The 13,209-nt window shown below is 44.8% G+C and carries 8 protein-coding genes; 7 read left to right on the top strand and 1 reads right to left on the bottom strand.

Features of this window, described 5'->3' with window-relative positions; genetic code table 11:
• The 7 genes from WHS63_RS12510 to cysK all read left to right on the top strand — a co-directional run.
• Positions 1 to 1,347 (top strand): hypothetical protein (locus WHS63_RS12510; protein ID WP_445205393.1); only part of this gene is annotated, 1,347 nt, incomplete at its 5' end.
• Between the two features lie 7 nt (positions 1,348 to 1,354).
• Entirely contained in the window at positions 1,355 to 1,954 is a 600-nt protein-coding gene (locus tag WHS63_RS12505; RefSeq protein ID WP_369489906.1) for a hypothetical protein, read from the top strand.
• A 715-nt stretch (positions 1,955 to 2,669) separates the two neighbouring features.
• The gene (locus tag WHS63_RS12500) at positions 2,670 to 4,718 is read left to right on the top strand and encodes a putative porin (protein ID WP_445205392.1); all 2,049 of its coding nucleotides are present in this window, start codon (positions 2,670 to 2,672) and stop codon (positions 4,716 to 4,718) included.
• A gap of 79 nt (positions 4,719 to 4,797) precedes the next feature.
• Complete coding sequence (locus WHS63_RS12495) at positions 4,798 to 6,201, top strand: transporter substrate-binding domain-containing protein (protein WP_445205391.1); 1,404 nt, start codon at positions 4,798 to 4,800, stop codon at positions 6,199 to 6,201.
• 63 nt (positions 6,202 to 6,264) lie between these two features.
• Positions 6,265 to 7,800 (top strand): glutamate--tRNA ligase, encoded by a 1,536-nt coding sequence (gene gltX, locus WHS63_RS12490; protein WP_445205390.1) that lies wholly within the window; start codon positions 6,265 to 6,267, stop codon positions 7,798 to 7,800.
• A 579-nt stretch (positions 7,801 to 8,379) separates the two neighbouring features.
• Positions 8,380 to 9,150, top strand: coding sequence for a serine O-acetyltransferase EpsC (gene epsC / locus WHS63_RS12485; protein ID WP_445205389.1), 771 nt, complete (start codon positions 8,380 to 8,382; stop codon positions 9,148 to 9,150).
• Between the two features lie 3 nt (positions 9,151 to 9,153).
• Complete coding sequence (gene cysK, locus WHS63_RS12480) at positions 9,154 to 10,071, top strand: cysteine synthase A (RefSeq protein ID WP_445205388.1); 918 nt, start codon at positions 9,154 to 9,156, stop codon at positions 10,069 to 10,071.
• Here the strand turns inward: cysK and mutS are convergent.
• The gene (gene mutS / locus WHS63_RS12475) at positions 10,068 to 12,647 is read right to left on the bottom strand and encodes a DNA mismatch repair protein MutS (protein ID WP_445199414.1); all 2,580 of its coding nucleotides are present in this window, start codon (positions 12,645 to 12,647) and stop codon (positions 10,068 to 10,070) included. The genes cysK and mutS overlap by 4 nt on opposite strands.
• Between the last annotated feature and the right edge of the window lie 562 nt (positions 12,648 to 13,209).

The following is a 13,209-nucleotide window of genomic DNA, read 5'->3' as shown; positions in this document are numbered from 1 at the left end:
GATAACCTCATGGACTACCCTTCAACAGGCTCAGGGCTGGCTACGGCAACCGATGCCACCAAGCTCGATAAGTACCAGTGGGATCTAATCCACGACCCACAAAGGGTATGGTTTAGCTGGCTGGAGGAGGAGGGAGAGGGGGAGATAGGAATTTATGGAGTTACATGGTTAGGAAATGTTTTGTTTGGATTATATCCAGACGAACAAGAAAGAGAGATAGAAACAAGATTAGAATTGTTTAATCATATTTATCAGGAATATGAGAATTATTACAATAATTCAAAGATAAAAGATATTTATTTAAGTGTTGATAAATATAAAAACTGGTCGGTAAGAAAGGCATCATTTCAGGGGATTGCCAAAAAAGTTTTTAAGGGTTTAAAAACTAATGATAACACATTTAATTTGTGGAATGAGGGTATATATTTTGAAGATTATAAATTAGAAGGAAAATCATATAAAATAGCAATATATAGTGCCAGGAAGAATATAGTACTAGGAGAAACTATAAGAATAAAAAGTTTTAGTCAGCTTCGGTATAATAAATCGATAAAGGCAGGATATACAAAAAATTATGGATTAATTTCATTTTATGACACAGAAGGCAAGATGAATATGGTGATACAAATAATAGGCGAATCATCTAAGAAAGATGTAACACAATGGTTAAATTATTTAGGTCTGATATTACCATCCAGAGAACAGGAGAAAGAAGATAAGGACATTATTGACAAAATATTAGAGGTTATTCTTCATGATATAAATAAGCTTAATGAAATTTGGGGGGAGAAAAAAGAAGACCAAGAAGAATCTGCAATTGAGATTGCTTTAACAGAAATGGAAGAATTTTTAGGTAATTCATATGCATATGGCGGTGGTGATAGCAGAACCAGTTTAGATGAAAAAGGTACTGATGAGATGGATTGTTCCGAATTTGTAGCTCGATTCTTACAGAAGGCTTGTGGATTGGAAGAAGTTCCAAGTCCGTTTTACACATCACTTATGCTAAGTAGCATGCAAGATGGAAGCTTTGATAGCTTCTTACAGCATGTGAAGAATAGTGAAAAAGAGGATTTCAAAGATATAAGACCTGGTGATGTTTTCTTATGGAGTAGGAGCTCAAGTGATGGACATACTGGTGTTGTTGTGTCGTATGATAAAGAAACAGACAAGGTAACAGTGATTGAGGCTATTGGAATCTCGGGTGCTGCTGAGGAATCACTATCAAAAGACATTGAAGGATATTGCCAAGGTTGTATACGAAAATCAATATATACACGTACTGGAAAAGCCTTATACAAACACGCTGGATGGAAAGGGTATTTTAGAGCAGTAACAACAAAATAATAATACAATGAAAAAATATTTAACTATAATTTTAGTAGTATTTTTTGCTTCATGTAAAGCACAAAATAACGAATCCACCGTTGATTTCTTTTCTTTAGTTAAAAATCCTGATTATATATGGACAACATCCTATAGTATTGAAAAGGAGGACGATGTCACTGCAATATATTATGAGTTTTATATGAAAGATGTTCATGTTGGGCAAGGATGTATTTATGCAATTTCAAAACAATTTCCTGAAAAGTGGACAATTAAAGCGGTAGAAGACCCAAACGGCAATTGTGGTGATAAAAAAAATTACAAGCCTTTGTTTTATATTAATTGTGCTGCGAGAAACTTTTTTACCGAAAATAAAGAAGAATTGATCCAAAACTTTGATGTTTATACTTTTTTCGTAGATAAAACAGATTTAGAAGGGCCTTATAAAGAAACATCTGAATCTGGCAGTGCTGAATATTACAATGAAAAATCTGATAGCGAGGTAATTATTTACAAATATGAGTCAGGTAGTTGGGTTGAAAAAGGGAAACAAAAACTTGGAGATGAAATACCAAGAACCTTTGGGTCAAAGTATATAGAGAAATTAGCAAAAGAAAGAATCAAATAATTTTACTCCCACCCAACTGCCGCAAGTTTGTAACTTGTGGCACAAAGCTAATTTTTGCTGTAGGTCTGCTTTAAGGATAAAAGCCCCCTCAGTTGAGCCGAGGCAATAAAAAGCCTAGTTAGGCCGAGGCTGTAATAAGCAATAAACGAACCGTGTTCGGCGGCGGTTGCACCGCCGTCGCGCTATCAGCAACAGGCTGCGCCTGAGTTTTTTATAATTCCTCTGCTCGCGCGGATTTACCTTCGGTGAGCTCCCTTCGGTCGGTTGTAATCCGTGCGGTTGTAGTTCGGCAAAGCCAATCCGTGTGGTTATTTTAAAAGGTGTTTTCAATGAAGCACAGCTTGAATAAGTAAAAGTGTAGTATGTATTTGTCACGGACTACAAGTCCGCGCCAGCAATGAGTGGCGTATGCCGCACTCGTTTACAAGCGCGCGAGAGAGTTTAAAATTACCCATGTCCATTTAACCTTTAACTTTTATCTTTTAACTTTCAACGGTTAACGTCTCACGTTTAACGGACTTCATCTCCCTCTAACTTCCTCTAACTTCTTCTAACTTCCTCATATTCCGAGTCATTCCGTCTTATTCCATCTCATTCCGAGTCATTCCGAGTCAGCACCAACTCTGGCTTGTTTGTTCTGTTTCAATCTTTTTTGTGTTACTTAGCATTGTTTAACGCGTATCATTCATATATTTGCAATCCTAAAATAGCTGGTTTGAAACAGTTTTTATCAGTTCCATTTGCTTGCCTACTGCTTTTTGTGGCGGTGTGCTTATCGAGCAGCTACGCCTATTCGCAGGAGGGGGCTCGTACACTAGCCGGTAAACACTCCCGGAGCGATTCGCTAAGGGGTAGGAATGTCCCTTTTGATAAGGGTAGTGCAAGGGGTGTAGGCAGGTCGGCTACCGATACGCTTAAACCCAATGAGCGCAACATTTACGGTTACCTTGGCATTCAAGACCCTAAGAGCAAGTCGTTTGCATGGTATTTTGACCGGGAAACCTATGATTTGGTTCAAACACAAGCCTTTGACAGCTCGCTATTTTTGGTGCATCTGATACTACCCGGGCAAAAGAGCCTATCGCCCTTAACCTACCTGGGCAACATGGGCTCGCCTGAGCAGAGTGACCATTTTTTTGAACGGCCGGTTTGCTTTCCGTTCCTGTTTTCAAAGGGTTATTCCAGCTACGAGCAGCCGGTGCTAGATAGGAAGCAGTACAACGTACGACGCCCGCATACGCTGCTGGAGTATTCAACTGCCGGCAAAAGGCGTAATGCTGAGCAAAACCTTAGGGTTTTTCATACGCAGAATGTGAACAGGTACCTGAACTTCGGGTTGCAGTACGACTACTTCAGCACCAAGGGTATATACGAAAGGCAGCTAACCCGTAATAACGATTTTACGGCCTTTGCAAGTTACTACAGGCATAGGGTGTCGGCACAGGGAACGTTTGCTTACACATACATTCGGAATCAGGAAAATGGCGGGCTGGAGGACGATAGGTTCATACAGGATACCGTTATGGAGCCCAACCTGGTGCCTTTCAGGCTTAAGGACGCATCGGTGGAGTACCGTAAAAGGAGCTTTGCCGGAGTGGTGGGTTACGATATTATTACAAAAAGGCTAAACGATAGCCTTGAAAATCTGAAATCGATTCTCACGGCCAAGCTGATACTTGATGCCAACCGCTACACACGGGTTTACGCCGATACCGAAACCGATTCATCGTATTACGGCAATTTTTATATCAGCACCACATCTACCCACGACTCTGTGTACCTTGCCACCTACCAGTCGACCCTGCTTGTGGAGCTAAGCCAAATTGCCAAATACCCGGGCATACCCGGATTACGGGCATGGGTATCGGGCCTAATGGGGAGCTACTACAACTTTACACCCGATAACTTTATATATACCTACAGCAATACCAAGCTCAACACCAGTCACTTTGGCCTGGGGGTTTACAGCCAAAGCCCTTACCTATCGTACAGTGGCGCTGCACGTTTTTACATGAGCGGGTACAGGGCAGCCGATAAGGAGCTGCTTGGCCGTTTATCCATATCGCCATGGAAATCGAAGGAGCTGCCTTACGTAGCAGGGGAGCTAAGCATTACCGATAGGGAACCCGATATCTTTATAAATCGATATTTTTCAAATCATTACAAATGGGACAACACTTTTGAAAAGGAGAGCCGTTTCAGGTTAAGCGCACGCCTTGGAGCCGATAGGTTTGGTTTTGAGGCAGGGTATAGCATTGAGCATATCCTTAACTATTTTTACTTTGACACGCTCTCGTTACCTGCCCAGGAACCTAAGGTTACGGTAACCTCGGCCTACATTCAGGAAAAATTCAGGCTCGGTTGGTTCAACGCTGTGTGTAAGGTTATTTGGCAGGCAAGCACCAATGCCGATGTTTTAAGCTTGCCCACCCTTGCGGGGTTTGGTGCACTTTACGTGCAGTACCCCGTGGTAAAGGATGTGCTTACCATGCAGCTTGGTGTTAGCGGATTCTACCGTACCGAGTTTTACGCCGATGCCTATAATCCAGCACTTGGGGTTTACCATAACCAGCGCGTTCGAAAAATTGGCAACTATCCGTTCGTCGATGTATTCCTGAATGCCCGGTGGAAACGTGCCAATTTATTTATTAAGCTTGACCATGCCAACCAGGGATTAATTGATAATCAGTATTTTACAACGCTACACTACCCGTACAATCCACGTATGGTTAAGTTTGGAGTTTCGTGGATGTTTTACGACTAGTCGTCAAAATTCTCAATTGTAATTCAACACTTTAGCCTAATTTTGTGTTTCTGTTTGGTTAAACCAAAAAAGTCATATTATGGTTCGAAAAGTTATTTACCTGCGTAATGGGTTGATTTTTTTGGCTATGCTAATTTTTTTCTCGGTCAGTAGCTGTGAGAAAAAAGGGGTTAAGGACGAGGAAGTTCAGCGAGACCTTGCCGACATACTGGCCGACGGCAAACTTGTTGCTGTAACCGATTATAACGCAACAAGTTACTTTATCTACAAGGGTGAACCAATGGGTTACCAGTACGATATGCTTCGCGATTTAGCTACCTATTTAGGGGTAAAGCTCGAAATCGTGACCGAGAACGATATCGACAAATCGTTTGAGATGCTCAGGAAGGGTGAGGTTGATATCATAGCCAGCAGCTTAGCCATTACAGCCCAGCGCAAGGAAGAGGTTGATTTTACCTTGCCTCATGGCGAAACCAGCCAGGTGCTGGTTCAAAGGATACCCGCTGAAAGCGGCACTCCTGCCATACAAAAACCGCTTGAGCTATCGGGTAGGTTGGTTTACGTGCAAAAAAGCTCAGCAGGCGCACAGCGCCTAAAAAACCTATCCGATGAAATAGGTGGGGGAATAACCGTTGTTGAGCTACCCAACTACGATGCCGACAAGCTGATTGAGCTGGTAGCTACAGGGGAAATCGATTATGCGGTTTGCGACCAGTCCGTAGCCCTGGTAAAATCAAACTACTACAAGAATATCAACATAGATGTTCAAATAGGATTCCCGCAAAAAACGGCCTGGGCTGTAAGGAAAACCTCCGTTGAGCTCCGGAAAAAAGTTGACACATGGCTGGAGGGTTACCTAAAAACGGCTCACTACCGCAATATTGAGCTAAAGTATTTTGCCCAGGAACGCTTTAACAGGCGCGCCAGCAGCGATTACTTTTTCATTTACACCGGCAAGATTTCGCCGTGGGACGAGTACTTTAAGAAGTATAGCCAGGGCATTGACTGGGACTGGCGGCTTTTGGCCTCGCTGGTTTACCAGGAGTCGCGCTTCAGGCACGATGTTACCTCGCACAGGGGCGCATCGGGGTTAATGCAGATGATGCCCCAAACCGCCGAGTATTTCGGAGTTGATAGTACGGTTGGGCCTGCCAAGCAAATTGAGGCCGGCGTGAGGTATATCAAGTGGCTGGAAGACCGATTTGCCGCTTACGATATTCCCAAGGACGAAATGGTAAAGTTTGTCCTAGCATCGTACAATGCAGGGATAGGCCATATAATTGACGCCCGAAACCTTGCCCAGAAACACGGTCGAAACCCCAATGTTTGGGACAATAACGTGGAGTACTTTATCCGGAATAAGTCCCAGTTTGTAAACGACCCCGTTGTTAGGCACGGCAGGTTAAAGGGGGTTGAAACCACAAACTACGTGAAGGAGATAATGGAAAGGTACCAGCACTACAAGAATATCATAGGAGAGTAAAGCTCTCCTTTTTTTTGCTGTAACCTGCTTTATTCATACATTTGCGCAAAATTTTAGATGAAAATGAGTAATCGTAGAGTTAGGGTGCGTTTTGCACCAAGTCCTACCGGCCCTTTGCATATTGGAGGAGTGCGTACAGCGCTATTCAACTACTTTTTTGCCCGCCAGCACGGTGGCGATTTCATTCTCAGGATTGAGGATACTGACTCGCAACGGTTTGTCCCCGGCGCCGAGGAGTATATTAACGAGGCGCTGAACTGGTGCGGAATAAAGATAGATGAGGGCGTTCGTGAGGGTGGCCCGCATGCGCCCTACCGCCAAAGCGAACGCAAGCACATATACAAGCAGTATGCCGATAGGCTTGTGGAGAGCGGTCATGCATACTATGCCTTTGACACACCCGAGGTGTTGGACAAAATGCGCACCGAGGCCGAAGCCCAAGGCGGGGCATTTACATATAACTACGCCATAAGGAATGGGATGGAGAATTCCCTGGCATTACCAGCCGATGAGGTTAAGCGCCGCATTGAGCGTGGCGACCAATGGGTTATTCGCTTTAAGATGCCTGAGAACGAGGAGGTGGTGATGCACGACCTTATCCGCGGCGAGGTTAGGGTTAACACCTCAACCCTTGACGACAAGGTGCTGTTTAAGAGTAGCGATATGCTACCCACCTACCACCTGGCCAACGTAACCGACGATTACCTTATGGAGATTTCGCACGTTATCCGTGGCGAGGAGTGGTTACCATCGTTGCCCCTGCACGTGCTGCTTTACCGCGCCCTGGGCTGGGAGAATGTGATGCCAAAGTTTGCACACCTTCCGCTACTGCTAAAGCCATCGGGGAATGGCAAGCTGAGCAAGCGCGATGGCGATAAAATGGGATTCCCGGTTTTCCCGCTGCTATGGAAAAGCGCCGATGGCGAAATATCGCGTGGTTACCGCGAGGATGGTTACTTTCCCGAGGCATTTGTGAACCTGCTTGCACTTTTGGGATGGAATCCCGGAACCGACCAGGAGCTGTTCAGCATGGATGAGCTCATAAAGCTCTTCAGCATTGAGCGCGTAAACAAATCGGGCGCACGTTTCGACCCGGAAAAGGCAAAATGGTTCAACCACCAGTACCTTATCCGCAAATCCGACGCCGAGGTTGCTGAGCTATTCCAGCCTGTTCTTGAACAGTACAATATCGATGTACCAATCGACAAGCTCACGCGAATTGTTGGGCTGGTTAAGGAGCGCGTTAACTTTGTGCATGAGCTATGGGGCCAAACAAACTATTTCTTTGAACGCCCCCTGGAGTACGACCAGCAAGCTGTTGCCAAGCACTGGAAGCCCGAAACACCCGATATGATAACCGATGTTAGCGAAACACTAAAAGCATTGGGTTCCTGGAACTCGCACGAGATTGAAACAGCGCTTAAAGACCTTATCAACGCTAAGGGTTACGGCATGGGCAAGGTTATGAACGCTGTAAGGCTTTGCCTTGTTGGCGAATCGAAAGGCCCCGGAATTGCCGATATTTGCGAAATTCTGGGCAAGGACGAAACCCTTACAAGGCTTAACCAAGCCATTTTAATTCTGAATGGTAAGAAATGAATCGGAATGAATCGGAATGAATCGGAATGATTCGGAATGACTCGGAATATGAGGAAGTTAGAAGAAGTTAGAGGAAGTATTAGTCCGTTAAACGTGAGCCGTTAAACGTTGAAAGTTAAAAGTTAAAAATAAAAGTTAAAAGTTAAATGTGTGAATTTAAGCGGGAATGGTTCGAAATTGAAGGAAAATTATGAAGTTAAAGGAAGTTAGATGAAGTTAGAGGAATAGTAAGGCTAAACCAAATGACCATGAATTAATAAATTTAACCGGGCTAAATAATTGGAACGCAGAAATATTTTTAGAGGAGATTAGTCAGTTGAAGCACAAAAAACATTTAATTACATATTTCAATTGACGAATACGGAGATTTAATTATCTTTGTGGTATGAGAAACATTGTAAGCATAGCTGCAACCTGTTGTTGTATGTGGTATAGGTTTGTACCGCAGGGGAATTGCTATGCGCGATGTTGATTACTAGTTAACTCAATCCATAACTCAAGCCCTTCCGGTACATTCCCGGAGGGGCTTTTTCATTTTATATGGCTTTTAGTTACTAAAACGGTAAACAGATTGATTTTATGGAAAAGAACAAACTTAACTACATTGAAACCCGCCGAATGGTTGAGGACTTAAGCGATAGCCTTACAGAGCTGGTTATTGAAAGTTTGCTTGGTGCCGGACAAACGGTTGATACAGAAAAGCCTTACAGTAAACTTTACAAGGCGTTACGGTATTTTAATTCCGATACCAGTCAATGCCAAAGGCAACTGGAAATTGTTTACCAAGGATTCCAAGGTGTCCTTGATACACTTAGCCACGATGCAAACTTTATCTACCTAAACGACCCAGCAGCACAAAGCCTTGAGGAGGTACTGCTTGCATACCCCGGATTTTTTGCCATTGCCCATTACCGCGTTGCAAACCTACTGCATAGGGTAGGGGTAAACATTTTGCCAAGGATGATTACCGAGTACGCACATAGTAAAACAGGCATTGATATTCATCCGGCAGCAACCATTGGGCGGGAGTTCTGTATCGACCATGGAACAGGAGTAGTGATTGGCGAAACAACCATAATAGGCCAGCGGGTAAAGCTGTACCAAGGCGTAACCCTAGGCGCGCTAAGCGTATCGAAGAGCCTATCGGCCACAAAACGCCATCCCACCATTGAGGACGATGTGATTATTTACGCAGGCAGCACCATACTTGGGGGCGAGACCGTAATTGGACATGATAGCGTAATAGGCGGGAATGTATGGCTTATCAAAAGCGTTCCGCCTTTCTCAATGGTTTACCATGAGAGCAAAGTGATTGTACAACAGGGAAAGTTTAACCATAAAATGAAGTGATAGATGAAATACTTGAGTATCGATAAATCAATTGGAGCAACCCCACACATTAGGCTTAGCAGGATTTTCCCAAACGCTGAGGTTTGGCTTAAGGATGAGCGGCGCAATCCGAGCGGAAGTATCAAGGATAGGGCTGCCATGGCAATGGTTGAGGATGCTGAAAGGGAAGGACTTTTGAAACCGGGCAGTGTTATAGTTGAGCCAACATCGGGTAATACCGGGATTGGCCTTGCCATGGTTGCGGCTGTAAAAGGCTATAGGTTGATACTGACCATGCCTGAGAGCATGTCGGTTGAGCGAAGGGTAATACTCAAAGCTTACGGAGCTGAGATTATTCTAACACCAGCAGCGCAGGGTATGCATGGCGCAATTGATAAAGCAAAGGAGCTTATGGCTCAACTGCCATCGGCATGGATGCCCATGCAGTTTGCCAACCCTGCCAATCCAAACACACACTCACTTACCACAGCCAAGGAGATTTTAGCCGATTTTCCGGATGGACTCGATATGGTTGTTGCCGGGGTGGGTACTGCCGGGCATATCACCGGCGTTGGTCGAACACTTAAAGAAGCATTCCCCAACATTCAGGTAATAGCAGTTGAGCCGTTCGATTCGCCTGTTCTCTCCGGCGGGCAACGGGCTCCGCACCCCATTCAGGGGATTGGGGCTGGCTTTGTGCCCCAAAACCTCGACCGTGGTGTGATAGATGAAATAATTACGGTAAAAGCCGATGAGGCGTTTGAATGCATGCGGCTACTTGCCCGAACCGAAGGGATTTTAGCTGGGATATCAACCGGTGCAAATATTGCAGCCGTTAAAAAACTGCTGTCAGTAAAACAGGCCAACCCAAGAATTTTAACCTTTGCCTACGATACTGGCGAGCGCTACCTGAGTGTAAAGGGTATTTGGGATTTGGTTTAAAGCCCGGTAAGGCGTTTAATCTCATTCAGCTTATTAAGCGCCTCGATGGGAGTAAGGTTGTTGATATCAATCTTTTTAATCTGGTCACGTATTTGCTTTAGTACGGGGTCCTCGAGCTGGAAGATGCTTAGCTGGTAGCCCTCACGGTGGGTGCCAAGCTCATCAACCGGTTTGCTTAGCGATTGGCGTTGGGTGGAACTCTCCAGCTCAGCAAGTATCTCGTTGGCGCGTTTTACCACGCTTGGGGGCATACCGGCCATCCGGGCTACGTGTATTCCAAAGCTATGCTCGCTGCCACCCCTAACCAGCTTACGCAGGAAAATAACCTGGTTGTTGACCTCTTTTATGGTTACATTGTAGTTTTTAACACGTGGGAACGATTTTTCCATCTCGTTCAGCTCGTGGTAGTGGGTGGCAAAGAGGGTTTTTGCCCTTGCACTGGGGTGTTCATGCAGGTACTCAACAATTGCCCAGGCAATTGAAATGCCATCATAGGTTGATGTTCCACGACCAATCTCATCGAGTAGCACCAGGCTCCGGGGTGAGATGTTGTTCAGGATGCTGGCAGCCTCCTGCATCTCCACCATAAAGGTCGATTCGCCAAGCGACAGGTTATCCGATGCCCCAACACGGGTGAATATCTTATCGACTACACCAATTGAGGCCGCTTGGGCGGGAACAAACGAGCCCATTTGTGCCATAAGCACAATTAAGGCGGTTTGCCTTAGCAATGCCGATTTTCCGGCCATGTTGGGTCCAGTAATTATGATAATTTGCTGCTCGCGTGTGTCGAGGTAAACATCGTTGGCTATGTATTGCTCGCCTGCCGGCAGCATGCGCTCAATAACCGGATGTCGTCCCTGCCTAATATCAATTACATCGTCGAGGTTAACCTGGGGGCGGTTGTACTGGAACTCAACTGCGCAGTGGGCAAATGATAGCAGGCAGTCGAGCTGAGCTATGAGGTATGCGTTAAGCTGTATGGAGCCCACATACTCGGCAAGGCTGTGAACCAGGTTCTGGTAAAGGTTTTGCTCCAGCTCGGAAATCTTTTCCTCAGCGCCAAGAATTTTCTCCTCATACTCCTTTAGCTCCTGGGTAATGTAGCGCTCCGCCGATACAAGGGTCTGTTTCCTAATCCAATCCGCTGGAACTTTGTCCTTGTGGGTGTTCCTAACCTCAATGTAGTAGCCAAAAACGTTGTTGAAGTTAACCTTAAGCGATGGTATTCCCGTTCGCTCCGATTCGCGCTGCTGGATATTTAAGAGGTACTCCTTGCCGGAGTAAAGTATATCGCGTAACTCGTCGAGCTCAGCGTTAACACCTTTTGCAATCACCTGACCCTTTCCAAGCATCATGGGAGCATCGGGGACAATTTCCTGTTCAATGCGCTCGCGTATGCGGTGGCAGGGGTTCAGCTGCTCCGATATGCGAAGCAGCGTGGGTTCAGCGCTTTGGTCGCAGATGGTTTTAACCTCATCAATCAGGCTTAAGGCATTTTTTAGCTGTACCATCTCGCGGGGCTGAATACGACCCACCGCAGCCTTTGAAATGATTCGTTCCACATCGCCCATATCCCTTATCTTGTCGGTAAGGGTAGCGCGCATATCCTCGTTGTTAACAAATAGCTCAACAACGTTTAGCCTATCGTTAATGGAGTCGGTATTTTTTAGGGGTAAGGCTACCCAACGCTTCAGCAGGCGGGCACCCATGGGCGATGAGGTTTTATCGATAACCTCAATGAAAGTTTTGGCTCCCTCGTTAATGGAGCTGAACAGCTCCAGGTTGCGCGAGGTAAACCTGTCAATCCATACAAAGCTATCCTCGTCGATACGGGAAATGCTCTGAATGTGTCCTATTTGTGTGTGTTGGGTAACATCAAGGTAGTAGAGTATGGCGCCAGCAGCGGTAATTCCAAACTGCAACGATTCGACACCAAACCCTTTTAGTGATTGGGTTTTAAAGTGTTTTGTCAGTTTTTCGCGAGCAGCATCCTCGTTAAAGGCCCACTCGTCGAGCCGTGTTACATAATGTTTGCTTCCAAACTGCTCGAGGAACTCCTTGTACTTTGTTCGTTCAACAAGTATCTCCTTGGGCTTAAAGTTGTTGATAAGCTTATCGACATAGTCCAAATTTCCCTCGGAAGTGTAAAACTCACCGGTGGATATATCAAGGAAAGCCACTCCTCCCGCTTTTTTATCGAGATAGACACAAGCCAGGAAATTGTTCTCCTTACGCTCCAGAACATTATCGTTGTACGAAACGCCGGGGGTAACCAGTTCAGTAATTCCCCTTTTTACTATGGTTTTGGCTTTTTTGGGGTCCTCGAGCTGTTCGCAAATTGCCACCTTTTGGCCGGCACGTACAAGCTTTGGCAGATAGGTGTCAAGGGCATGGTGTGGAAATCCGGCAAGTTCAACAAACGATGCAGCACCGTTTGCCCGGCGGGTTAAGGTTATCCCTAAAATCTCCGAGGTTTTAATGGCATCCTCACCAAATGTCTCATAGAAATCGCCAACCCTGAAAAGCAGTATGGCATCGGGGTGGTTACGTTTGATGCTCAAGTACTGCTTCATCAGCGGAGTTTCCACAATATTTATATCATTCTCCTTGCTCACCGTTTATTAGTTTTCCGGAACGTTTACAAAAATACCAAATAGTTGCATAGCAATTCTGCCCTGTTGAAAAAAACGTTAAAACTACTTTACAACATAAAATTGCCAGGAATGAGGATTAAACTTTTGGCTAGTTTTGCGTTCAAATAAAGCGAAACCCCCGACTTCACAGCCGGGGATTTCAAATGGTTCAGGTATTAGTAAGGATTGGAAATAATCGCAGTAAAGTTAAAAATTTTCAACAACATTTTCAACACTTAGGTTTCAGTAGAGGAACGCTGTGATTGCTTACTAATACCTAACCATATACAGGACAGGCTTTTGGCCTGTCTTTTTTTATTTAGATTTTTTTTAGGTTTTTTAGACCCTACCGTTCGATATTAGATCTTAATCCAATTTCGTTTATAAACTCCTTTTGTCATTCTGTAAAACGAAGGATATATTGAATAGTGTGCAGTATATAGTGTTTAGGGGTGTTTGGAGTTTAGTGTTTAGTGAAATGCTTTTTTTCACTATCAACCAT

Origin of the sequence: Tenuifilum sp. (assembly GCF_037481895.1) — a bacterium.
GTDB classification, from domain to species: Bacteria; Bacteroidota; Bacteroidia; order Bacteroidales; family Tenuifilaceae; genus Tenuifilum; species Tenuifilum osseticum.
The sequence above is the reverse complement of the archived record's forward strand: the minus strand, read 5'-3'. Positions and strand labels throughout refer to the sequence as shown.

Excerpts from the sequence above, each read along its gene's own strand:
- WHS63_RS12505 (WP_369489906.1), top strand. The coding sequence starts at position 1,355 with ATGAAAAAATATTTAACTATAATTTTAGTAGTATTTTTTGCTTCATGT.
- epsC (WP_445205389.1), top strand. The coding sequence starts at position 8,380 with ATGGAAAAGAACAAACTTAACTACATTGAAACCCGCCGAATGGTTGAG.
- WHS63_RS12495 (WP_445205391.1), top strand. The coding sequence starts at position 4,798 with ATGGTTCGAAAAGTTATTTACCTGCGTAATGGGTTGATTTTTTTGGCT.
- gltX (WP_445205390.1), top strand. The coding sequence starts at position 6,265 with ATGAGTAATCGTAGAGTTAGGGTGCGTTTTGCACCAAGTCCTACCGGC.
- mutS (WP_445199414.1), bottom strand. The coding sequence starts at position 12,647 with ATGAAGCAGTACTTGAGCATCAAACGTAACCACCCCGATGCCATACTG.
- cysK (WP_445205388.1), top strand. The coding sequence starts at position 9,154 with ATGAAATACTTGAGTATCGATAAATCAATTGGAGCAACCCCACACATT.